Genomic DNA, 23,532 nt, shown 5'->3' with positions numbered 1-23,532 from the left:
TACGGCGAAAGCCGTAATGGTCCTTATGTTCTTCATAGATGCCTTGATGAGTGACTTCAGTTCTGCAAATCCCCTCCGTGCATGAGAAATATGGATGAATAACATTCTTTTTGCAGCTATATTTGAATGCTATCCAAGTAAAACTGCGCGATACCCGGTTACTTTTTGAATCGAGCTCAATATGACAATAATGTAACCTACGGCACTGCATTGTCATCCAAATCGAACGACGCAGCATGGTGAACGGTTTACAATAAAGCAAAGCATAAGTGGAGGGCCGAGCATGAATCCGAATTATTCGCAGAAAACGATGTTGCAAGCGAAGAACATACGCAAGTCTTACGGAAAGAAAGGAAGCGCGCAGCAAGTGTTGAAGGGGATCTCTCTACGAGTCTTGGAAGGGGAGTTCGTAGGGATTATGGGGCCGTCGGGCTCGGGGAAGACGACGCTGCTGAACGTGCTTGCGACAATCGGCCGCCCGACGGAAGGTGAAGTCCTGATTGAGGACGTCGACGTTTCCAAAATGAAGGACGCTGAATTGTCCGCCTTTCGCCGCAACAAATTGGGGTTTGTTTTCCAAGATTATAACCTGCTGGATACCTTGACCGTCAAAGAGAACATCTTGCTTCCCGTGTCCTTAGGGCGGCGCAACCGCTCCGAAGCCGAGCAGGCATTCCAGAGCGTTGCGCAGTCCCTCGGCATCGAAATGCTGGCGGACAAATACCCGCATGAGCTGTCCGGCGGGCAGAAGCAGCGGACGTCGGCAGGCCGCGCCCTAATCCATCGGCCGTCCTTGGTCTTCGCCGACGAACCGACTGGGGCGCTGGATTCCAAGTCCGCCTCGGCCCTGTTAGAAACCATCGCCACGCTCAACCGAGAGAGACGAGGCACGATCGTGATGGTATCGCATGATCCCGTCGCATCCAGCTATTGCAGCCGCGTTATTTTCTTGAAGGACGGCATGATTTATTCGGAAGTCTACCGTGGCGACAAGTCGAGGCAGGCCTTCTTTAGGGACATCATGGATGTGCAAGCGGTCCTGGGAGGTGATGCTGTTGACGTTATTTGAGCTTGTCCTTCGCAGCATGCGAAAGAATATGAAGCACTACTATCTTTATTTTTTTGTCTTTATTTTTTGCACGAGTCTCTATTTCGTGTTCGCCACCTTGCAGCACGACGCCTCCATCCCGGATCGAATGAATGGCAGTTCGGTTTTTTCGCAGTCCTTCCTGGCGGCGGGCGTCTTGCTGCTTTTCATCGTAACGGTGTTTACGATCTATGCGAACCGTCTGTTCCTCAACCGCCGCAGCAAAGAAATCGGGCTCTACCAGCTGATCGGCCTGACAAAAAGAGGCGTCGCGCGATTTCTGCTGCTCGAAAACATACTTCTCGGCTTAGGCGCGCTTGTCGTAGGCATTGTCTGTGGCGCGCTGGTATACCGGATATTCCTGTTGCTGATCAACAGCCTGTTGGGATTCGAAGGGCCTGTAACCGTCAAATTCTCGCTCTCGGCCATCTATCAAACGGCAGCCGTATTTGCCGCTTTAATCTTATTTACCTCGATTCAGATTCTGTGGATAACGTACCGGACGACATTGATCGACTTGTTCCAGGCGGAGAAGCGGCATGAGCATCCTTCAACGCCTGCATCCGCTGTGAATGCAGTCTTGGCCTTGCTCGGCATAGCTCTGATTCTATACGGTTATTGGCACGCAGGGCAGATCTCGGAGAACACGTTGCTCCTCGACAGCCTCGCGATTTTGGGCTCGATAATCGCCGGTACCTATCTCCTGTTCCGCGTCACGATCGGTTGGCTGTTTGACCGAATTCGCAGGGGCGCTAACGGGCATCTCGGATTGATCCGGGCCTTGTCGCTCGCTCCCCTGATGCACAGGATGAAGGGACAAGCCAATTCGCTGACCATGATCACCGTGCTGTCGGCCATGACGCTTACGATGGTCGCCGCGGCTTATTCGTTTTATTACTCCGCGGGAAGGGACACCCGCAACGCGCTGCCGTACGACTTCGCGATCGAGAACGGCGAGACGAACGCCGCCAAACAGTTTGGCGAGGATTTAGAAGCCAAAGGAATACGATTCGTTCATCAACGAGTGGAAGCCATACGGCTTCGGGGCAAGATCAGCGAACTTCCCAGCCAGGCACCGGTCGAAGAGACGACGTTGCTGGTAATGCCCGCCGAGCAGCTTCGGCAGACGGGAGCGGATGTTGCGGTGCCCGTGCCGCGGGATGCAGTGATGTATAACGGGAATGCCAAGATCGACAAGTTAACCCAAGCGCAGTCGCACTTTCCCAAAACGATCGAGCTGGATCCGCTCATGAGCGGGGACAGGCTCCATCTGACGGAAATCGTCAATCGGTTCGCGATGAATTACAACGTCTACGGCGATCAGCTCGTTGTGTCCGAGTCGACGTTCAAAGCGCTTAAGGCTCGAATGATAGCTTTGCCTCAATATGAACAGGAGCTGAAGGAAGAATATCCCCGTTATGCAACGGTCTCGTTCGATACGTTTCAAGTGCCAGACAAGTCGCAGCGAAAGGACGCGTCTGAAGCCTATGCGTCATACGTGCCCGAAGGAAGCCATCCGTTCGACTTCGAGCGCGAATATCGCGACAAGCTGCAAAGCTTTGGGTTGTTGATCTTCATAACCGGCTTTCTGGGACTCGTCTTCCTAATTTCGACCGGCAGCATGCTGTATTTCAAACAGATGACGGAAGCGGAGCAGGAGAAGCATAGTTTTATCATCCTAAGGCAGCTCGGATTCGAGACGAAGGACATTCTCAGGGGCATTATGCGCAAGCAATTGTTTGTCTTCACGATTCCGCTCGCGTTAGGGATCGCGCACGCCGCTTTTGCCGTCAAGACCGTCTCCGTGTTGGTGCCTTCGAGCATCATTGTGCCGTCGGCGACGGCCATGGGCGGGTATGTCTTGATTTATTTCATCTTCGTTTTATTAACGATGGGGTACTACAAGAAAATTGTAAACAATGCCATGTAAATCAAATATAGACTAGTTAACTTGTCGTGGAGAGGAAGACGCCAATGAAGACCAAAAAGAAGGCCAAAATAGTATCGTTAACCGCAGTCGTTCTTGTTATTACTATTCTAGCCGTTCTGTTCGTCATGAAGTACAGGGACGTAGTGGATCGCTTCAACCCTTTCCTTACCAAAGAGTTTGTCTTTGTCCAAATTAACCACCAAGGGAAGCCTGAACCACAAGGCAGAGTTGCTTATGAGCTTACAGGCTTCAGCGCGGGGGGGATGAAGAAAAAAGTTAAATTTACAGCCAGCACTCAGTTGCCGATAGGGACCTATTTAAAAGTATTGGCTAAGGGTGCTTATACGCAAGAATATGAGAAAATCAATGAAGAGGCGCTGCCTGAAGCAATGGAACGATGAGCATAGTTCAAACTTAATACTAAACGAAAAACCACGAAAATATGGTCATGGTCATCCCCCTGTCAAGTAGACAACTGAAAAAAGATAAGCTGCCAATGCGCATCGATATTCTATTGGTGCGCGTTATTTGAGTTTGGCTTGAAAACGGTGGTAGTTGTTGTCATAGATAAACTCCTTCACCGCTTGTTGAATTGCCGTTCGGCTCGCTACTTCTCCTTTATTAGATTTGGATATCGCTATTTTAAGTAATCCACCTGCGCTTTCAGGTAGTCTTGTTCTTCCTCTACGCTGTTAAAGACAGTACGAGGACGCCCTTTCAGCGGGTTGGATTCGTTGCCTTTCCGTTCATCGAACGGCGCCCCGTTTTGCCATTTCTTCACCCACCCCATGCTATCATGAAGGTTTTTTTGAATGTCTACTTGAAGGGGATAGTAACAGGTTGACTGTGCGGAGCGTGGGTTATTGCTAATCTAATCTTAATAATCGTACACCGTGCGCAGTCGCGATCAGCTGCTGGCCACTCGAAAAGACTGGCATTTACTCTTACCTTAAATTTCTTCAGAATAGTTTTAATAATCTGGTGTCAATCACTTGAACCTTAAATTCAAAAACGAATATAAACAGGAATCTTGGACACATTAATTCGTATTGACTGTGACCAATATCACAACAAGCAAAAATCCTTTTATGATTAAGAATAGGAGTTCTAAATTTATGTTGAATAAAAAAGTTGGCACAAAACACTGCATCTTTTACGGGTAATGTCATAGCGCAGAATTGCAGTGTGACATAAGTTTCCCGAATTTAACCGGTCGAGTGGCATGAATAGGCACTAATTGATTATTTAATGAAACCTTTTGCTTGGAGAGACATCCCCCTCCCGAAAGAGAGTGAAACGATGAAAACACCTAAACCGATTGAGTTACAATACATAAAACGTCTCAGTGACGAGGAGAATACCCTGGTTGAAGCGCTACGGACGATCGATATGCCTCCCGCAGCTGCATTGCTACTGGTTAGAAACGAGCTAAGAGGACCATTGGAAGACGGATCAATGACAGAGATCCTGGACAGGTTCTTGGCTAGACATACTAATGGAAGTACTAATGCATGAAACTACATTACCAAATGATAAGCAGCGAAAGCTGGTTCTGTACTTGCGGAGTCCTAGCAAGCAATGTTCCGACGGAATCGCAATGATGCAATCTCGTCAAAAGTGAATCGATATACTTATGTCCGACTTCAATGCTAAACTCGATGCTGTCCACGGCAGCAAACTTGCGGTATCTTATCGGAAAAGGCAAAGGGGATTTCCCTTTTGCCTTTTTTTGTTGTTCCCATTTACATGTAATGGTGAATTAGTGTACTATTTCATTAGTTCACTAAATACGTTTGATTAAAGGAAAAAGGGTGAAACGGATATGTGGCAATGGTCAGCTTTATTCATGAAGGATTTCAAGTTAACAAGAACTGTGTTTTTCATCGGTCTCGTCTTGAATGCATGGGTTGCCATCCTGACCTTATACATGGAGAAGGCAGATTCCTTGCTTATGTTCGTTCCCTTAGCGATTGCCATTGCCGTTCATGTTATCTACGTTCCCCTTATGGTGTTCATTGGATTAAAGGCGGAGGGCAATTTGCATCTATGGCTGAGCAATCCCCAACCAGCGTTTAAATTGTTAATGAGCAAAGTATCAAACGGCTTGGCGATGGTCGTCATTTCATTCGCTTCGTTATATGCGTTCACCGAACTGCTGACCGTCCATAAGCTCAGCTGGATTGAGTCGTATTGGACAGATATTTGGAGGATGGGGTGGTTCATCATTCCTCACGTGATTTGGTTATCCATTGAGCTTAGCGTATGGGTGATGGCGCTTTGGGCCATATACCAGTCTCTCAAGCAGAGAATCGGGCGTTGGAGCTGGGCTGCGGTGGTTGGGGCGGCCATTCTATCCGGAGGGGGAAATGCTTTGTTTAAATCCTCTGCCTTGTATCGGCACGTGGCGGATTGGGGAGGCAGAACCTATCACTTTCCAGCTCTATTATCCGAGCCTATACACACTTACGCAGGAGGCTACGTATACGACATGATCATTACGGTGGGACTATTCATACTAACCGCGTGGATCGTGGACAACAAAGTAGAGGGATAACGATGGAAGAATTTAATGCTTCAAGGCCGATTTATTTGCAATTGGCGGATCGTATACATCGGCAAGTTATAAGCGGAGAATTGAAAGCGGGCGAGAAGCTCCCTTCGATCCGCGATATGGGCATCAAATACAATATGAACCCCAACACCGTTCAAAGAACGTACAGCGAGCTTGAGCGAGAAGGGATCCTGGAAACTAAGAGAGGTCAAGGCACGTTCGTTTCGGAGCGGCAGGATCGCCTCGTTCAACAGCGTGACAAGCTGAAACGGGAACAAATCGAGCAATTCGTGATCGTCATGCACGAGCTGGGATTCACCGCGGCGGAGATTCTAACGGGACTGACGGATTATTTGAACAACGTTAAGAAAGGCGATGAATGACATGATCCGGATGACGAACGTGACGAAGAAATATGCCGATCAGATTGCGCTTCGGGACATCTCGTTGACGGTGCCAATCGGTAAAATCATTGGCATCGTAGGCGGAAATGGCAGCGGGAAGTCGACCCTATTGAAGCTAATGTCCGGCCTTTCGCGGGCAACAAGCGGCAGCGTGATGATTAACGAAGAGGCGGCCGGTCGTAGAACCGGAAAGTTCGTTTCTTACGCCTCCGAGTCGCGGTATTTTTACCCGATGTTTACAGTAAGAGAAGCGATGCGGTTTCAGGCTTCGCAACTTCCCGAGTTTAACCTGGCGAAAGCAGAAGAAATCATGAACCTTATGCGCTTGGATCCTCAAATGAAAATAAAATCGCTCTCGAAAGGAAATCGCGGCCGCCTGCAAATCGTTCTTACCTTGGCGAAAGAAGTCCCCTACATTCTGATGGATGAACCCTTATCCGGGCTTGATCCGATGATACGCGGATCGATCGTGAAGGGAATGATCTCTTACGTGGATTTGAATACGCAGACTTTGGTAATGACAAGCCATGAGGTAGCGGAAATCGAAACATTAATCGACGGTTTCATTGCGTTAAAGGACGGTTCGCTGCTTAAAACAGCCGATATGGAGGAATTACATGAATCGGAGGCACTTCACATCGAGGATTGGATGAAGAAGGCGTACTGATAGGGGGATGAAGAACGTGACGGAGCTGTCCAAAAAGGGTTTGCGAGGCGAGGTCTCAGTATTGCGTCTGTATTTGTTGAGAGGCGGTTACCTTCTTATCGTCGTGGGACTCGGTATGACGGTATGGCCGGATGCGATCAACCGTTCTGGATCGTGGGAGCTGATGGAGGGGGTTGTGCAATGCATGTTGCTCGCCTTTTGGGCGTTATGCGTCCTCGGATTGAGGTATCCGCTGCAGCTGTTGCCTATGCTTATATGGGAAATGGCGTGGAAAACGGTCTGGCTAATCATCGTTGCCCTGCCAATTTGGACATCAGGACGTATGAACGATTCAACGATGGATACGGTTAGTGCTTGCTTATTGGTCGTAGTATTTCCTTTCGTCGTTCCTTGGCGTTATGTGTTTGCTAATTATGTGAAGAAGCACGGGGATAGGTGGGTTTAAGCTGGTAAACCGCTCTTTGTTTGCTATTCATGCTGCCGCCAGTTAGGAAGTCAAGCAATTGGGACCTCAAATGTAACTCGAGTAGAGGAGCTCAAACGATAATCCAGAAATGTAACTGTTGTAGGACCATAATATAGATCTACCGCAATCCGCTCTTAGCGCGGATTGTTCATTGCTGCCACGCCGCCAAGCTCGTTTTCGACTACAGCGCCCAGAATTCTAGTTCTGTTCGTTCCAGTTATTTACCGATTAGACAGACGAATCGGCCATCTTGAGGAAGGTAAGAAGCTTAACGACGATCGGCTGCCGTCGTTGAATTAACGGGCAGTTTTGTTGAAAAATGTATACAAAAGCAGGAACTTAATGGGTTTAAGGTGAAGACGATTTTGATTGAATAAATCCATATTTGGGAGTGTTCACTATGACAGAGATTATCATCGAGGGTTCCTCTTTCGTCTTGTTAGTCAAAAATTTGAAGCAAACGGTTGAGTTTTATTCCGATTTAGGCTTCAAATATGAAGCGATCGGTGATAAGGTACTTCACCACCATGTTTCGAGAGGAAAACTGACTCTCATTCTTATTGAAGCTAAACAAGAAGATGAGGTGAACCCAATCAGTTCCAGATACGAGGAACAATATTTTGATGTATATTGTTATACGAATGCCGTTGATTTGATCGCTCAAGAAGTTATGGATAAAAATATATCCATCATTAGAAATCCGAATTACACAAATCATTGGAGCGAGTTTACATTCCGGGATCTCAACGGCTATCAAATTACCGTTGGTGGAGGCATTGTAAATAAAGAACTTATTTCTTGATAAACTCGGGAGCTTAAACTAATGGGACACGTTAGTCCCATGATTTCATAGTTGAGAAGTTGTGGAGGAATACCAATGCAAAAACGTCAACGGCAGCTAGCCCCCACTGGTCAATTCGATGGTGCGTAAGTGAGTTCCTTAGTAAATTCTCTGATCTGCCGCAATTGGTGAAGACGCATGAACCTGAATTGGTACCACAATATACACAATCATTATTTGAATGGTTGGACATATATCTTCGATTCAAAAGGCCTTAGATGATTGATTAACGGGACACGATAGTTCAATTATGACACGACGGCAGCCGACGATCGGCTGCCGTCATTGGGCAAATAGAAAAGGCCATCCTTATGGGGGGGGCCAGTCGTTGCACTTATTCTAGTCTTATTAAGAGAAAATTCTAGCGACAGTAATAATATATTGAACATCTTCTAATGGGAAGTTTTGAGTTACCGTGATTTCTTTTCCGGATTTTACTTCAGCTAAAGCAGGGTATACTGGGCGGCTGTAGGAATCAGTTGAAAAACCACCATAAACTTTACCGAAGGAAACTAGTGGATGTATATCCGCTTTACCGGCCGGTATGTCATTTCCTGACTTGTTTCTAGCTGTAATATTTAATTGAAAGTTACCTTCTTTCAGTTTTTTTATCGAATAATGCTCAACCTGAAGAGCATTATCGATATTATCTGGACAGAGATCATTTCCTTTAAAATCCATAAAAGGCTCTCCCACAAGTATACGTTCATCGTCTAAAACAAGTACTCGAAGCTCATTATCCCAATGATATTTTAGATTCGCCGTATTTAAAAACAAACGTATAGGCAATGAAATTGATCCATCTTTGATTACGGGTTTTGTATCCATGGAAAAGGTTCTACCATCCACTTCGGCTTTCTCAGAACCCACTACAAATTTATAGGTATGGCCTTGCCATATAACTTCCGCAGTTTTGTTACTAGCTTGATAGGAGACACTTCCACCGAACAATTCATCAAACGCTCGAACAGGAATAAGTAACCGATTATGCTGATCTACAAATGGAGCAGTGGGATGCGCGTAAAGAATATAATACGGTCCGGCTTTTAGATATACATGGGAGTAGGTTGGCAATGATGAGGTACTAGTAGAAGCAGCCGCGGATACGTTGTTGAGTTGACTAAAGCAAAAAAATGAAACCATACAAAGAAAAGCGGATAATAATCTTTTCATTCAATTACGCCTCTCTCTCACCTATTATTTGGGAGTTATCTTTATAACGCTTAGATGCAAAATATTGTTACTGTCCAGCATTGCAAATATGCCGGGTATTATACGATTCTATTGCAGCTACAGTGTTGGAATATTCTCAGAACGATCGGCTGCCGTCGTTGCGCTAACGGTCAGGTTGGTCTAATAAAACGGCAGCCGCTCTTGAGTGGCTGCCGTTTTTTAACGGTGAAGATCATGTTTTATTATAACTTCGTCGTTTGGGTACCTTTGCCTGACGTAATCATCTCCCCAGTCGCAAACTACTTTCAAAACATCTTTCAATGAAGCACCGAATGTTGTGAGGGAATATTCAACCCTTGGTGGTACTTGATTGTAAACGGTTCTGGAAACTAAACCATCTTGTTCAAGTTCCTTTAATTTTTCGATTAGCATTTTTTGTGTAATGCCTGTAACCAAACGTTTTAATTCACCCGTTCTAACGGGTCCATTTCCTAAATGTAAGATAATATGCGACTTCCACTTTCCCCCAATTATATCTAACACGACTTCGACTTGGTTATTGTATATCTTTTCCATTTGCCCTTTTTTGACCTCCATAACGCATTTGTTACTTTTCCGTGTGTATATCACGCAAAAGTGCGTACTTTTCAATGTATGTGTACTATACCATAATAATCCCGGTAAGCAATTCTACTCATACATGACGGAGGCAAGGAAACAAAATGGAAAAGAAGATAAAGCCAAGTGCTAATTTTTACGATGTCATAAATGAGCGCCGATCCGTTCGCAAATATGATCCATCAGTTAAGGTTTCGGATGAAGAAATCAAAGAACTTATCGGAGAGACTATTCTTGCTCCAAATGCACACAATCTGAACACTTGGAGGTTTATGGTATTTAAGGAGGCTGCCCTTAAAGAAAGGTTACACAAAATTGCTTTAGGACAGCGCCAAGTACTTGAGGCTCCTGTTGTAATTGCTGTATTTGGTGATTTGAATGCTTACTCTATAGAGAATTCAGAGAGAATTAACCAAAAGGCTGTCGATGCGGGTTTTATGACAAAAGAAGTTAAAGCGAAAATCGATAATAGCATGGACGATTTTAGTGGACATGTAAGTGAGCAAATGAAAAGGGAATGGCTGATGCTTGATAGCGGCCTAGCAGCGATGCAATTTATTTTAGCTGCAAAAGCAAGAGGTTATGATACTGTACCTATGATTGGCTATGACGTTGAAGCGTTTCGTAACGAGTTCAAAATACCAGAAAATCTTGTTGATGGTTTACTGATTGCTGTTGGAAAAGCAAAAGAACCTGGATACCCAACCGTAAGGTTAGAGGTAGATGAAGTGACGTACTGGAATGGAAAGTTCTAAACAACTAGTTAGGGCAATTCGACCTCGGAAAGACAATTTACTTTGAGGAGCAAAGCAAATAGGTGGTAGCAACATGCTTTTCAAAGCGTCTATTTAGCTAGCGTGCGCTAACGGAACACGATAGTTTAAGCAAACATAAGCAACATCGCAAAAAACCAGCATTAGTCCGTGGACTTATCAGTCCAAGACTGCTGCTGGTTTTACGATTAGAGACTGATACTCGCATTTGTTCCTAACGCTCAAGACAGCAAAAACGGACTCCCGTGAACAGCCTTCAGCCTTACAGAGACTTGTCGTCCACGCTATCTAGCCACGCCTCGATGGTGCCGATGACGGAGGCAACGCAGCCGTCTTGGAACGGCGAGATCAGGCCGGCCGCGCTTGCAAGCTCCGTGAAGGAGAGGCTGCCGCCCAGACGGCAAAGCCCGAGGTAATCATGCCAGGCGGCTTCGCGGTCTTCGCGGGACTTCTTCCAGAATTGAAATGCGCAAAGCTGCGCTAACGTATAGTCGATGTAGTAGAACGGCGAGTTGAAAATATGTCCCTGCTTGTGCCAGAAACCGCCTGCCGCCAAGTACGAGTTGTTCGCGTAATCGCGATGCGGGAGATATTTCTTCTCGATCTCGCGCCACGCCTGCTTCCGTTCGGTCGGCGTCGCTTCCGGATTCGCATACACGTAATGCTGAAATTCGTCCACGGTCACGCCGTATGGAATGAAGATGAGCGAACTGGCGAGGTGGTCGAAGCGGTATTTGTCCGCATCCTCCTTGAAGAACTGCTCCATCCAAGGCCAAGTGAGAAACTCCATGCTCATGGAATGGATCTCGCAGGCTTCGTAGGTAGGGAAGGCATATTCCGGCACCGCGTAGCCGCGACTCTCGTACACCTGGAACGCATGTCCGGCTTCGTGCGTCAGCACGTCGATATCGCCGGAGGTGCCGTTGAAGTTGGAGAAAATGTAGGGCGCTTTGTGCTCGCTAATGTACGTGCAGTAACCGCCGCCTTGCTTACCCTTCTTCGCGACGAGGTCCATCAGATCGTTGTCTTGCATGAACCGGAAGAACGCGTCCGTCTCCGGCGATAGCTCCGCGTACATCTTCGCGCCGCCGGCGATGATCCAATCCGGGTCGCCCTTCGGCGTCGCGTTGCCGGATAGGAACGCGAGGTTCTCGTCGTAATAGAGCAGCTTGTCGACCCCGATCCGGTTCCGTTGACGTTCCTTGAGAGCCGTCGCGACCGGCACGATATGGTCCTGGACTTGCTTGCGGAAGCTCGCGACCATGCCGGCGTCGTAGTCGGTTCGGCTCATGCGGGCGTAGCCGAGCTCGACGAAGTTGTCGAAGCCGAGTTTCTTCGCGATCCGCGTGCGGACCTTGACCAAATCATCATAGATGCGGTCGAGGGTCGTTTCGTTCTCCGCCATGAAGCCGGAGGACGCTTCGGCGGCGCGTCTGCGCATATCGCGGTCGGTCGATTGTTGGAACGGACCGAGCTGCGCGAGCGTGCGTTCTTCACCTTCGAACGGAATTTTCGCGGAAGCGATCAGCTTCGTGTATTCCGTCGTTAATTTATTCTCCTGCTGGAGATCCTCGATCACCTCGGGGCTGAACGTTTTCAGCGACAGCTCGGCGAGCCGGAATAGCTGCCGTCCCCATTTAGCCTCCAACTCGGGGCGGAACTTCGAGCCGACCAGCGCCCGGTAGTAGTCCGTCACGAATTCCTGTACGACGGGGCTGTTTTCGTCGAAGAAGTCTTGCTCTGCTTTGTAGAATTCGTCGGTCGTATCGATGGAGTGGCGAATGCTTGCGATCGTCTGCATCGTGTCGAACTCGCTGCGGAGCTTGTTTATGTCCGCCATCGCGGAGTCCTGCTCCTTGAGGCTGTCAGCCGCGGCGAATACGCCAAGCAGCTCCTTGAATTTCACCTCGAACGATTTCACGTTCGGTCTCTCGTATGTATATTCGCTAAATGTCATGCACCCTACACCGCCTTCCGGTTTTATAAGACTGAAGCGTTTACGTGCAGGCTAACCTAGTCGACCCGTTTACCTCATTCCAGCAACCCATCATCGAGTCGACAGGGGCGCAACCTTATTCCATTATACTCCATTCCGCGGGGCAGGTTAATGGCGCGGGAAGCGAAAGACAGCAAATCATCAAAAGAAACCGCAACTTATATCAAAAAAAAGAGGTTCGATTCTTCTATAATCAAGTAAGGGGAGGTGCTTATGGATCGCACGATGCAGGAAATGATTGACTGGATTGAGGATCATCTTTTTGAAGATTTTTCTTTAGCAAGTTTAGGCCGTGATATGGGGTATTCTCCTTATTACTGTTCATTCAAATTTCATCAGATGACGGGGATCACCATAAAAAGATATAAATCTCTTCGAAAAATGTATCTGGCTTCGATGGAATTGAAAGAAACCCAACAAAAAACGATTGATCTTGCCTTTAAGTATGGATTTTTGTCTCAAGAGGCGTTTACGCGAGCATTTAAAGGGACGTTTGGCATAAGCCCGAGTGCCTTCAGAAAAAAACCGCAACCGTTGCAAACCTATCTCAAATTCAAAATCAATCGCAGAGAGGATGGATTCTCGATGGACATCTCGCAGAAATGGAAGATTGGGGCATTGCAAGATCAGATCCAGAATCAGTTTGATCACGACATCTTGAATATCTTGAATGGACAAATGATGTATGAAGAGTTCTATAACCATCAGTTAATGGAAAAAAGCGATTATGTTCCTTTTAACGAAGCGATGTGTTCGAACGAAACGACCGTTACGATTTTCAGCGATGCATTTATACAAACAAGAGCCTCCGGACATCGGGTTTCCTTGCAGGAGTATGAGAAGATTACCGTGATTCCTTTGAAACCGCTGTTTGAGAATAGCTATAAATGCATGGTGTTATGGTTCGGAGATGACATGTTCTGTCAAATCAATTTACTGACCGTACTGGCGTATTTAGAACAAGCGAGATTCGATGGAAAAGTGTACTTCCATATGGTTAACGAAATGACTTATGAAGTGGAAGAAACGGAGATCAGGCTGGAAGGCTATCAAGATCTTTATGAGCAGGTTTTGATTCATCATCGTATGCCCGAAGTAAAGGTCATGCCTGTGATGTACCAGGGTATTCGTTTATATCTAGACTATCTAAAGGAAGATAATGAAATCACGACGTTTATTAAGAAGCATATAGGTAAGCCTCAGGATGAATTATTGCAGCACTTATTTCATTTATTTCCTCACTATGGACTAGGGGATTTGCAATACATCAAAATAATCGAAGCCCTGAAAAAGGGATGAGTTTAGTACGTTTAAAACTTCTCCTGCCTATTGAATGGCGATGGGGCATGTAATGGCACGCATGGTTGCCAACTGACGAAGGAGAGCGAAACAGTGAAAAAGTATATACTGTTCGATCACGACGGTGTTCTGGTTGATACTGAATTCTGGTATTACAAAGCGGGAGAACGCGCGCTGGCCGACATTGGATTTACCTTGGATAAGGATCAATATCTCCGCGACATGACACAGTCACTGGGCACTTGGGCGCAAGCTAAGGCGGCAGGTATTGATGAACAAACCCTCAACAAGCAGCGTGAGGTCCGCAACGTCTATTATCAGGAATATCTAAGAACAGAAGCCATAGAGATTGAAGGCGTAGTAGAAGCGCTAGCCGAACTGTCCAAGTACGTCCGCATGGCAATCGTGACGACTTCAAAATATGCGGACTTTCAACTGATTCATGAAGATCGCCAGATTAGGAGATTCATGGATTTCGTCCTCGTTCGCGAAGACTACGAGCGCACCAAGCCGCATCCTGAACCCTATTTGACCGGCCTAAAGCGCTTCGGAGCTGCCAAAGAAGAGACCCTCGTTGTAGAGGATTCAAACAGGGGGTTGAACTCAGCCCTGGCGGCCGGTATCGACTGCGCCATCGTACACAACGACTTCACCAAAACGCATGACTTCTCACAAGCCAGCTATCGAATCAAGACTTTGATCGAACTAAAAGATATTATCCTGAAAGTAACCTGAGAGAGCATTCTCCACATTTGGTCAAATTATCCAGAATAAAATAGGAGGTGCGTAATGTCAGATCATATTGGTATTAACACCCATAAAGTACAATTAGAAAACTATAAGTTTAGTGGAATCGATGCTTCTTTAGTCGGTGCGATTAAATCAATTGCTGATTATTATCAGATTCCGTTGACAACATCATGGATATTTGGTATGACCGGGCTTGCTTTCTTGCATGTACTTGATGAAGACCTAGTGGAACCTAATGGAGGACCACCTGAACCAGAGGTTCTTAATCTTGTGCGTAATATTGGATTAGAGATAGATGGTCTACATGTTTATGCGGAAAGAGTAGATTTTATTAACTTGTAGGCACAAGCATGGGAGAAGGCAAAACAAGCCATTAACTCAAAACAACCAGTTTTCGCAAAAAATATAGATATCGGGAATCAAACATCAGTGATTTATGCTTATGATGATCTCGGTTATTATACGCAAAATTGGCACTCTGGATATGAGAACAGCGATGCCGTTATTCCTTGGAACTTACTGGGCTTAAGTCAATGTCCATGTATCCATTGCGTAAATTATCGGAAATCAAACAACCAGACGGTTAACTCGGAAAGTGGTTTGATTTCTTTACACTGGGCCACTCCAATTGAACCAGTAGATGAATTAACTACACTTAAACATGCACTTGGATTTGTTATTCGACTAAACGAACAAGGAAATTATAGGTGGTCAGAAAAAACTTATTACGTCGGTTCAAAGTCCTATGAAAAATGGTTGCTTGCATTGGAAGACGAGGCTGTTGATAAATATTTTTTCAGTCTCTTTTTAGAAATTTTATACGAAGCAAGAAGTCATGCAGTGAAATTTCTTACGCAATTGAAAGGGCAATTGAAAGGAAAAACTACAAGTTTAAATGAACAATCGATTGATGAAGGGATAAAAATATACAACGAGGTTGCTTCGAGATACAAAATTCTAAAAGAGATGTATCCATATGAAGAACCGCGTCAAAGCGAAATTAAGCAAAAAGAGCAATGTATCTCAATCGTCAAAGAGATATATCAATTAGAGAGAGAGAGCTTTAAACTTCTAAAAAAAATCCATACATGTTTATGAGCCATCATGCCAACAAGCTTCACTGCGTACGGCAGCCGCCCTCGGAATGATCGGCTGCCGTCGTTACCAGCCAACTTACGGATGATGACGCAACGGAGAACATGCGAATGAAGCCAATAAGGCCCGCGTAAACCGATGACTGTACATGAAGTAAAAAAGCAGAAAATAGCTCGGAGGCCAGCTTGTGTTAAGAGGCCTTTAGCTCAAATCCGAATTCCATATAATGCACCGCCGTCAACCCGGTACCAGGCTCCATATGGGTATTGTTCCTCTCCCGGTCCGCTGAAGACGACTTCCCGGTATTCCAATTTCCCTGATCCGCTGAAGGAATATAAGAGTTTGCCCTCACGGGTGGAATATAGATAAGTCGTACCGTACAACGTATACACTACGGTACCGTCCGGATATTCATTTGTGCCGTACTGAGTCTGCCCTTCCCAACGGTGTAAAACCTTCCCTTGCTTCCAATAATAGCTGACGGGCACTCCATTATATACGAGGGTATAAATGACGCCATCGTCGGATAGCATGGCTTGACTTACCTTGTCCTCCGAGCCGTAGGAATCGTAAACCATGACTTGGCTTTTATCGGCACGGTTGTACAGCCATAGCATGGTATCGCCGGTTCTTTTCCATAACATATAATGTTGGTCAAAGTCGAGTATCGTTCCGTCGAAGCGATATAGCAGCGTTTCGGCATAGGGTACCGGATTAAATGCGGCAATAGGGACAGGTGAAAACCGGCTGGTCTTGCTGCCGTCGCCGAGTTGACCGTAATTATTCAATCCCCATGACCGAACGGTTCCATCGCTCTTGACCGCATAACTATGCGAAGTCCCCGACGCGATGGCGGACACGGCGTCGAGATGGGTTGCTTGAACGGGGGATGAACGATTGATTTGGCTTCCATCGCCCAGCTGGCCGGAAGCGTTATTTCCCCACGCCCAGACGGTTCCATCGCTTCTGACAGCCAGCGTATGCCCTCCTCTGACGCCCGCTGCCATGGCTGTTACCGACGCGAGACCCTGCACTTGAACGGGGGCATGCTGCTCTGCCGTGTTTCCGTCGCCCAGTTGGCCATAAGAATTATTCCCCCACGCCCAGACGGTTCCGTCGCTCTTAAGCGCCAAGCTGTGACTGCCGCCCGTAGCGATGGAAACAGCCGAATGGATGCCCTGTACTTGGACCGGAGCATAACGGTGGGTTGTGCTTCCATCGCCCAGCTGACCCGAAGCGTTATTTCCCCAGGCCCAGACGGTGCCGTCGGTTTTGAGTGCCATACTATGCTCGGTGCCCGTAGAAATGGCAACAATCGAGTCGAGCCCCTGTATCTGAACGGGGATATGCCGCTCGTTCGTGGTTCCGTCACCTAGTTGGCCGAAAGAATTATCTCCCCACGCCCAGACGGTTCCATTGCTTTTAAGCGCTAAATTATAGTTTGCTCCTGAATCGATGGCGACCACGGAGCTGAAGTTTTTTATTTGAATGGGGGCAGAATGCCCCAAACCCGGCCTTCCGCTTCCATCGCCGATTTGGCCGTTAGAATTATTTCCCCAGGCCCAGACGGTTCCGTCACTTTCAAGAGCCAAACTATGCTCATTTCCCGCAGCAATCGCGATTACGGAACTGAGGCGCTGCACTTGAATCGGAGTATATCGGTCGTAGGACTGACCATATTCACCGAGTTGACCATAATTGTTAAGCCCCCACGCCCAGACGGTTCCGTCCTGTTTTAGAGCCAGACCATGCCCGCGACCTCCCGCTACCATTGTTACCCCCGATTTTGAACGCTCTGCTTCTAAAGAGGAACCGGCCTCCGAGGCGTTTGCCCGTAAGGGCAGAAGCTGCGTCAGCATGAGAAATCCAACAACCAAAAGCATCAACCGTGGTCTCACAAAATCTCACTCCCATCTTTATTTTTGCCATATGTATACCATAATACGGAAATTTTTCAAAAAAATAAATAACTCCTAAGGAGTACGTTAAAGGGAGATTCGAAGGCACAGTCGCGCCATTGAACTAATGGGACACGAGAATCCTTCAGTGCCTCGACTCGCATAATTTATGCCAATAAAGACGCTGAACGGTGATCCTTATTGCGCTTTACACACAGTCAATAGAAAAAGATGATCCCTGTATTCACATGGGATCATCTTTTGTATCACCTGCTCCTCGCTGTAAAGGAGCATTGGAGCTCGCAGACAGGGTTGGGGATTATCCCCTTCTTGACCTTGAGTATACTCCAAGTTATAGAATGCAATTAAACAAGCCGACGACCGGATAAACGGCTTGTGGATAGGAGCGAGTATGGAGACATTTACGATCTCAGACATTGTGCAACGGACAGGGTTCAGTCAAGATACGATTCGCTATTACGAAAGGATTGGGCTGTTGCCGGAGATACGACGCAAAGATAACGGACGACGCGCGTATAGCCAATCCGATCTCGATTGTTTCACGTTTGTTGCTTTTCTAAAACGTGCCAACATGCCGCTGAAGGAAATCGAACGATATATCATGTTCTATCATGCCCAAAATTACAAAGGATGTATGACCGTTCTTCAAGATCACCGGATCATGATCGAGGATCAGATCGCTGACATGCTGACCGCTTTGGAAATGATGAAATTTAAGATTGCGAATTATAAAGAGCTAATGGGCCGCGACCCGTCGCAGACGGGACCGTTGACCAAAGGAGGCCATTCACTTGAGCGCGACTGATGGATATAGGATTACGCCGCAAGAACCGCTACCCTCAGGCTACGGACATGGTACGACTGCGAAGGAGGTGCTTGGCGGACGTGATCTGACCGGAAAAACGGCCATTGTCACAGGGGGTTATTCGGGAATCGGGCTGGAGACCGTTCGCGTTTTGGCGGAAGCAGGCGCTTCGGTCATCGTGCCGGCGCGTACGTTGGATAAGGCCCGTGCTTCTCTCGCCGGCATCTCGCATGCGGAACTGGAGGAACTGGATCTACTGAACCCGGCATCGATCGACGCCTTTGCGCAGCGATTTCTCGATTCTGGTCGCCGGCTTGATATGCTCATCCTTAGCGCGGGTATTATGGTCCCGCCGTTAAAGCGCGATCCCCGAGGGTATGAATCCCAGTTTGCTACCAATCATCTGGGACACTTTCAACTTGCCGCGCGGCTCTGGCCCGCTTTAAAAAAGACGGGAGGAGCCAGAGTTGTCGTAGTCTCATCGTCAGCAATCAGCTTGGGAGGGGTCGATTTCGACGATCCTCATTTTGAGCGGAAGGAATATGACAAGTGGCTTGCATATGCGCAGTCCAAATCCGCCAATTCGCTGTTTGCCGTCGAACTGGACAAGCGCGGATATTCATCCGGCGTACGTGCGTTCTCGTTACACCCCGGTATAGTGGAGACCGATCTGGCGATCAACCTGACGGATGACGAAATGCTCGCCATTTATGCGCACGATAAAAAGGGACGCCGCAGCGAGAACCGCAACTTAAAAACGATTGAACAAGGTGCAGCAACGTCCATTTGGTGTGCGACCAGCCCACAGCTTGACGGAAAAGGCGGCGTGTACTGCGAAGACGTGGATATCGCAAAAATCGTACATCCGGCTACCTCGTCTGGGCAGTCGGGCGTTACGGCATGGGCAATCGATCCCATCTTGGCTGCGCGGCTTTGGCAGCTTAGCGAGAAGATGACAGGCGTACAATTTGAAACCTGAATCATGGGGGGCGCCTATTGTGAGCATGTCGATAGTGCGGTTATCGTTTTTTATCGGTAAGCACAGCATAGGAAAGGCCGAATAATCAACCTTTATCCTGTGGACAAATAAAGCCATGAGGTGATTTCGTGTCGGTTTATTTGCTTATCCACGGCGCGTGGCACGGTGCGTGGTGCTGGGGAAAAATGATTGCTTTATTAGAATCAGCAGGCCATCGTGCCATTGCTATTGATTTGCCTGGGCATGGGGAAGACAAAACTCCGATATCGGAGTTAACGCTCGAAGCATATGCGAATTGTGTTGCCACTGTCATTGATGGCCTTGATCAAGAGGTGATACTGGTCGGACATAGCATGGGCGGGATGGCAGTATCGCAAGCTGCTGAATATCGACCCAATCGAATTAAATCGCTTGTTTATATATCGGCATTTTTATTCAAGAATGGTCAGAATATGATCGATGTGATTCCGCCTCATCCCTATGTCCAGATTTCTGATGATGGTGATACGATGACGGTTTCTAAACATAAAGTAAAGGATATGTTATACAATAACTGTCATATGGAGGATGTACAAGATGCTGTTTCCCGGTGGCAGGTTGAAGCGCTGCGTCCCTTGCTGACGCCGCTCGAGTTGACACAAGGCAACTTTGGTCGTATCCCTCGGTATTACATTGAATGCCTGCGTGATAACTCTGTAACCATTGAAACGCAGCGAAGTATGCAAACCGCATCGCCCTGTAAGAAAGTTTTTACGCTAGATACAGACCATACACCGTTATTTTCAACTCCCGGCCAACTATGCAGCATTCTCCTCAACCAAATCTAGAAGGAATTCGGCGTCACGTCGTTCGGAATGAATGCGGTTGATAGAGCTTACGGCTTTTCCGATCAAGAGGAAAGGGCAACTGATCTGAACATCAGTTGCCCTTTTTAGTTAAAAGACAAATTGTCGCTTCTGATAGCTGCGGTGCTGATGGAAGATACAATTAGGAGTGACCAAGCGCCAGAGAACGGCCGAGCCAATCCTCGTAACGCGTTGAAGTGATACGCGCGTTGCGGTCGTCCGGTACGAGAGACAGCTCGTTCAATCTGGCGCCGAAATAGTGGCCGTTGTCATCTACGATTACTTGACGATTGTCCTGATTCGCGCTTAAGAAGCGGCCGATGAATTCGTCCATTCGCATCCGTTCCGGCCCAGCCACTTCGACAATGCCGTATTTTGGCGCCCCGACCACGAAGTCGACGATCGCAGCGGCAAGGTCTTGAGAAGAGATCGGCTGAACGAAAGCGGACGGGAGCCGGACGGTTTCCCAGTCCGTGGCTACATTGGCGATGTTGCCGGCGTACTCGAAGAATTGCGTGGAGTGAACGAGCGTATAGGGGACCTTGGAAGATTTGATCAATGCTTCCTGGGCCATCTTCGCACGGAAATAACCGCTTTCGAGAAGACCGTCGGATCCTACGACCGATAGCGCAACATGATGTCCCACGCCGGCAGCGGCTTCAGCGGCAAGAAGATTTCGGGTGGAGGTCTCGAAGAATTCCAATACGGCGATGTCTTCGAATGACGGCGAATTCGTCACGTCGACGACAACCTGCGCGCCGCTAAGCGCCTCAGTCAGTCCCTCGCCGGTCACGGAGTTGATTCCTCCCAGGGAAGGCGATGCTGCTACGACCTCATGACGAAGCTCACGAAGATTCGCCACCAGCTGTTTTCCGATAAGACCGCTGCCGCCCATAACGACGATTTTCATGTTGAACCTCCTAGTTGTTGTTTACATGAAGTGCATGTATCGACATTTTACATAAATCTTGTGATTTGCACGTAATTCATACGTTGTGTCTTCTATTGTTCATTGCGCTCCAACATAAAACGACGCTATGAAATAATTCGTGACATGATGGTGCAGGAGTGAAGGAAACACGGTGGCGCAAGTCGCCCGCGAAATGGGGCTGCATGAAAACAGCTGTACCACCGGCCGGATTGGAAACGCGTTTAGTGATGGCATATGCGCAGTCTTGTATGGAGTCGGATCGCTTGGATGAACTGAAGGAGCTTTTACCAGCGGAATAATAAATCAGACCGAATACGATTTCGCCAGAGGAGATCAACCGGGCTTAGTGAATTCATTAAGCAGTGTAGTTTGCAATCCGCAGCAGCAGTGGAAAGCCTGGGCAAAGTGGAACAGAAGCATGTAAATAAGCCGTCAGTTGAAACCTGCTGCTAGCGGCAGCTATGAGAGGAGCTAATGACAATGTCATTCATCGCGGGAAAACGCGTGACGGAGACGCTCGAGTATGACGGCGGTCGGCAAGTTACGGTGTATATCCCTCCGGATCCGCCCCAGGCATTCGTGTTTGCCGGCGATGGTCAGTTGATCTCGCAGTGGGGCGGAGTCCTGGAAGAGGCCGGCGCGCCGCCCACGATGATTATTGGCGTGCACCGATTGGCCGATGAGACGCTGCGGCTCCATGAATACTCGCCGGGTTTTAGCCCGGAGCGATTCGCGGCACACGAGAAGTTCTTCGTCGAGGATGTTCACGCATGGGCCCGATCGCGTTTCGAAGTCGCGCTGCCTGCCGATCGCACCGCCGTGTTCGGTGTGTCCGCGGGTGGAGAGCTCTCGCTCGCCGTCGGCCTTCGGCATCCGGACCTCTTCGGTGCGATCTTCTGCGCCTCGCCGGGCGGAGGTTACCAACCACCGGACGTGATGCCGGGTTCGGTTTCGCGCGCATACCTCGTTGCCGGTACGCAGGAGCCTTTTTTCCTCGATAACGCGAGCCGATGGGCAGCTGCGCTGCGCGAGTCGGGTGCGGACGTGGAAATGAGGGAGCGGGTCGCGGCGCACGACGATAGGATGTGGCGAGCGGAGTTTCCGCTGATGGTGGCGTGGGCGTTCGGACGATAACCGCGCCGTATGATTCGACGGTGGCCGTCGTTGTGCTGACGGACAGTTTTGCGAAACATTGTCTTGTGCCAAACAATCATTCAGATTTCCCCTTGAACCTTACGTAACGTAAGGATGTATAGTGGACGTAACGGCAGGACAAAACACCGAGGGCAACGGCCAACAAATCGACCAAGCTGCATTCGAAAACGGAGGAGAAACGGACATGAGAAAACTCGTATTGTTCATGCATGTGTCGCTGGATGGGTATGCGTCGGATGCGAACGGCGGTCTGGGTTGGATTCCGTACAACGAGGAATTCGAGCAATACGCCGAGGAGGTCGTAGCCGAAGTCGGCTCTCCCGTATACGGGCGTAAGACGTATCAGCTGATGGAGAGCTACTGGCCGACAGTGCTGGAGGATCCGAATGCGTCGAAGCACGAGATGGAGCATGCGAAATGGCTGCAGGCTGTCAAGAAGATCGTGATCTCCGGCACGATGGACAAGGCGGAATGGGACAATACGCTGCTGATCAAGGACAATATCGCAGAGGAAATCAAGGCGCTCAAGGAGCAGCCTGGCAAAAATCTCGTTATCTTCGGCAGCCCGGGGGCCGCGAAGACGCTTCTTGAGCTCGGCCTGATCGACGAATTCCTGCTGACGATATGTCCGGTCGTCCTGGGCAGCGGAAAATCGGCATTCGACGGCGGCGTCGAGAAAATCAAACTCAAGCTGCTGTCCAGCCGAACGTTCAACTCGGGCATTATCGCGACCCGCTACGAGGTGGAGAAATAGCCGTGCCGTACGAAGTGTTCGGCTAACGAGCGCCCTCGAACGAGGACGCGTAAAGAGAAGCATTACTTTTGGCATTGCGCATGAAAATGGTCATGCGCAATGATCGAAAGCGATGCTTTTTTTGTTGTGCATTCATGACCTTTAACAGATTTCGCACGCCGTCATCCTTGGTAAGATCAAGGTGCAACAACAAACGGAACCCATCGTTCCGTGCGTGAAGAGCTCATTCATGGCGTTTAATTCCGCAACCATCTTGTGTAGAAGGGATATGGTGCCAATGCTGCGCAGTTTTTTGACGGATCGATTGACGAATTCGTACACGCGATTGAAAGAAATGGTGGAGACTTATGGGAAATGGGTAGAGGAGTACGGATATGACCTGGATTGCTGCTGGTAACCCCGCAGTAAGTTATTCCGCTTCCCAAGTATAGGAATCAACGCGAAGGAAAACCTTAAAGCTATGTCCGCAATCGGATTAGCGATGACGAAGAGGA

At 48.1% G+C, this 23,532-nt stretch carries 24 protein-coding genes; 18 read left to right on the top strand and 6 right to left on the bottom strand.

Features of this window, described 5'->3' with window-relative positions:
• Window positions 1-283 precede the first annotated feature (283 nt).
• The 3 genes from I8J29_RS09395 to I8J29_RS09385 are packed head-to-tail and all read left to right on the top strand — an operon-like array spanning window position 284 to window position 3,418.
• Complete coding sequence (locus tag I8J29_RS09395) at window positions 284-1,069, top strand: ABC transporter ATP-binding protein (protein ID WP_208847354.1); 786 nt, start codon at window positions 284-286, stop codon at window positions 1,067-1,069.
• Window positions 1,050-3,017, top strand: coding sequence for an ABC transporter permease (locus I8J29_RS09390; protein WP_240546062.1), 1,968 nt, complete (start codon window positions 1,050-1,052; stop codon window positions 3,015-3,017). Before I8J29_RS09395 ends, I8J29_RS09390 begins: the two co-directional genes overlap by 20 nt.
• A 44-nt stretch (window positions 3,018-3,061) precedes the next feature.
• Window positions 3,062-3,418, top strand: a complete 357-nt coding sequence (locus tag I8J29_RS09385; RefSeq protein WP_208847352.1) for a YxeA family protein — start codon at window positions 3,062-3,064, stop codon at window positions 3,416-3,418.
• Window positions 3,419-3,654: 236 nt separating this feature from the next.
• On the opposite strand, the gene I8J29_RS09380 is transcribed toward I8J29_RS09385, so the two are convergent.
• Window positions 3,655-3,798: a hypothetical protein gene (locus I8J29_RS09380; protein WP_208847537.1), complete on the bottom strand. Its 144-nt coding sequence runs from the start codon at window positions 3,796-3,798 to the stop codon at window positions 3,655-3,657.
• A 1,041-nt stretch (window positions 3,799-4,839) separates the two neighbouring features.
• Between I8J29_RS09380 and I8J29_RS09375 the strand changes: the two genes are divergently transcribed.
• The 5 genes from I8J29_RS09375 to I8J29_RS09355 all read left to right on the top strand — a co-directional run bounded on the left by I8J29_RS09375 (window position 4,840) and on the right by I8J29_RS09355 (window position 7,907).
• On the top strand, window positions 4,840-5,571 hold the full coding sequence (locus tag I8J29_RS09375) for a hypothetical protein (RefSeq protein ID WP_208847351.1): 732 nt from the start codon (window positions 4,840-4,842) through the stop codon (window positions 5,569-5,571).
• A gap of 2 nt (window positions 5,572-5,573) precedes the next feature.
• Window positions 5,574-5,951: a GntR family transcriptional regulator gene (locus tag I8J29_RS09370; RefSeq protein WP_208847350.1), complete on the top strand. Its 378-nt coding sequence runs from the start codon at window positions 5,574-5,576 to the stop codon at window positions 5,949-5,951.
• A 1-nt stretch (window position 5,952) separates the two neighbouring features.
• On the top strand, window positions 5,953-6,639 hold the full coding sequence (locus I8J29_RS09365) for an ATP-binding cassette domain-containing protein (protein WP_208847349.1): 687 nt from the start codon (window positions 5,953-5,955) through the stop codon (window positions 6,637-6,639).
• A 16-nt stretch (window positions 6,640-6,655) separates the two neighbouring features.
• Entirely contained in the window at window positions 6,656-7,084 is a 429-nt protein-coding gene (locus I8J29_RS09360; protein WP_208847348.1) for a hypothetical protein, read from the top strand.
• 421 nt (window positions 7,085-7,505) lie between these two features.
• A complete protein-coding gene (locus I8J29_RS09355) occupies window positions 7,506-7,907 on the top strand; it encodes a VOC family protein (protein WP_208847347.1) in 402 nt (133 codons plus the stop codon).
• Window positions 7,908-8,294: 387 nt separating this feature from the next.
• On the opposite strand, the gene I8J29_RS09350 is transcribed toward I8J29_RS09355, so the two are convergent.
• Both I8J29_RS09350 and I8J29_RS09345 read right to left on the bottom strand, forming a co-directional pair.
• Window positions 8,295-9,119, bottom strand: a complete 825-nt coding sequence (locus tag I8J29_RS09350; protein WP_208847346.1) for a copper amine oxidase N-terminal domain-containing protein — start codon at window positions 9,117-9,119, stop codon at window positions 8,295-8,297.
• Between the two features lie 219 nt (window positions 9,120-9,338).
• Window positions 9,339-9,695 carry a winged helix-turn-helix transcriptional regulator gene (locus tag I8J29_RS09345; protein WP_208847345.1) on the bottom strand — a complete coding sequence of 119 codons (357 nt, stop codon included), beginning with the start codon at window positions 9,693-9,695 and terminating at the stop codon, window positions 9,339-9,341.
• Window positions 9,696-9,841: 146 nt separating this feature from the next.
• Here I8J29_RS09345 and I8J29_RS09340 point away from each other — a divergent pair, with 146 nt between their 5' ends.
• Window positions 9,842-10,492, top strand: coding sequence for a nitroreductase family protein (locus I8J29_RS09340; protein WP_208847344.1), 651 nt, complete (start codon window positions 9,842-9,844; stop codon window positions 10,490-10,492).
• Window positions 10,493-10,772: 280 nt separating this feature from the next.
• On the opposite strand, the gene I8J29_RS09335 is transcribed toward I8J29_RS09340, so the two are convergent.
• The gene (locus tag I8J29_RS09335) at window positions 10,773-12,467 is read right to left on the bottom strand and encodes a M3 family oligoendopeptidase (protein WP_208847343.1); all 1,695 of its coding nucleotides are present in this window, start codon (window positions 12,465-12,467) and stop codon (window positions 10,773-10,775) included.
• 252 nt (window positions 12,468-12,719) lie between these two features.
• Between I8J29_RS09335 and I8J29_RS09330 the strand changes: the two genes are divergently transcribed.
• The 4 genes from I8J29_RS09330 to I8J29_RS09315 all read left to right on the top strand — a co-directional run bounded on the left by I8J29_RS09330 (window position 12,720) and on the right by I8J29_RS09315 (window position 15,653).
• On the top strand, window positions 12,720-13,805 hold the full coding sequence (locus I8J29_RS09330) for a helix-turn-helix transcriptional regulator (protein ID WP_208847342.1): 1,086 nt from the start codon (window positions 12,720-12,722) through the stop codon (window positions 13,803-13,805).
• Between the two features lie 93 nt (window positions 13,806-13,898).
• Window positions 13,899-14,540, top strand: coding sequence for an HAD family hydrolase (locus tag I8J29_RS09325; protein ID WP_208847341.1), 642 nt, complete (start codon window positions 13,899-13,901; stop codon window positions 14,538-14,540).
• A gap of 54 nt (window positions 14,541-14,594) precedes the next feature.
• Window positions 14,595-14,897, top strand: coding sequence for a hypothetical protein (locus I8J29_RS09320; protein WP_208847340.1), 303 nt, complete (start codon window positions 14,595-14,597; stop codon window positions 14,895-14,897).
• A gap of 87 nt (window positions 14,898-14,984) precedes the next feature.
• On the top strand, window positions 14,985-15,653 hold the full coding sequence (locus tag I8J29_RS09315) for a hypothetical protein (RefSeq protein WP_208847339.1): 669 nt from the start codon (window positions 14,985-14,987) through the stop codon (window positions 15,651-15,653).
• Between the two features lie 203 nt (window positions 15,654-15,856).
• Here I8J29_RS09315 and I8J29_RS09310 read toward each other — a convergent pair whose 3' ends face one another.
• Complete coding sequence (locus tag I8J29_RS09310) at window positions 15,857-17,548, bottom strand: RCC1 domain-containing protein (RefSeq protein WP_208847338.1); 1,692 nt, start codon at window positions 17,546-17,548, stop codon at window positions 15,857-15,859.
• Between the two features lie 412 nt (window positions 17,549-17,960).
• Between I8J29_RS09310 and I8J29_RS09305 the strand changes: the two genes are divergently transcribed.
• The 3 genes from I8J29_RS09305 (at window position 17,961) to I8J29_RS09295 (ending at window position 20,180) form a co-directional block, all read left to right on the top strand.
• Window positions 17,961-18,374, top strand: a complete 414-nt coding sequence (locus I8J29_RS09305; RefSeq protein ID WP_208847337.1) for a MerR family transcriptional regulator — start codon at window positions 17,961-17,963, stop codon at window positions 18,372-18,374.
• On the top strand, window positions 18,361-19,353 hold the full coding sequence (locus I8J29_RS09300; protein WP_240546024.1) for an SDR family NAD(P)-dependent oxidoreductase: 993 nt from the start codon (window positions 18,361-18,363) through the stop codon (window positions 19,351-19,353). Before I8J29_RS09305 ends, I8J29_RS09300 begins: the two co-directional genes overlap by 14 nt.
• Before the next feature lie 128 nt (window positions 19,354-19,481).
• Window positions 19,482-20,180, top strand: coding sequence for an alpha/beta fold hydrolase (locus I8J29_RS09295; protein ID WP_208847336.1), 699 nt, complete (start codon window positions 19,482-19,484; stop codon window positions 20,178-20,180).
• Window positions 20,181-20,340: 160 nt separating this feature from the next.
• Here the strand turns inward: I8J29_RS09295 and I8J29_RS09290 are convergent, their stop codons facing one another.
• A complete protein-coding gene (locus tag I8J29_RS09290; RefSeq protein WP_208847335.1) occupies window positions 20,341-21,108 on the bottom strand; it encodes an SDR family oxidoreductase in 768 nt (255 codons plus the stop codon).
• A gap of 501 nt (window positions 21,109-21,609) precedes the next feature.
• Here I8J29_RS09290 and I8J29_RS09285 point away from each other — a divergent pair.
• A complete protein-coding gene (locus I8J29_RS09285) occupies window positions 21,610-22,263 on the top strand; it encodes an alpha/beta hydrolase (RefSeq protein WP_208847334.1) in 654 nt (217 codons plus the stop codon).
• Window positions 22,264-22,468: 205 nt separating this feature from the next.
• Window positions 22,469-23,038, top strand: coding sequence for a dihydrofolate reductase family protein (locus tag I8J29_RS09280; protein WP_208847333.1), 570 nt, complete (start codon window positions 22,469-22,471; stop codon window positions 23,036-23,038).
• Window positions 23,039-23,532: the final 494 nt, after the last annotated feature.

The organism is Paenibacillus artemisiicola (assembly GCF_017652985.1).
In the GTDB taxonomy this organism is placed as follows: domain Bacteria; phylum Bacillota; class Bacilli; order Paenibacillales; family Paenibacillaceae; genus Paenibacillus_Z; species Paenibacillus_Z artemisiicola.
The sequence above is the reverse complement of the archived record's forward strand: the minus strand, read 5'-3'. Positions and strand labels throughout refer to the sequence as shown.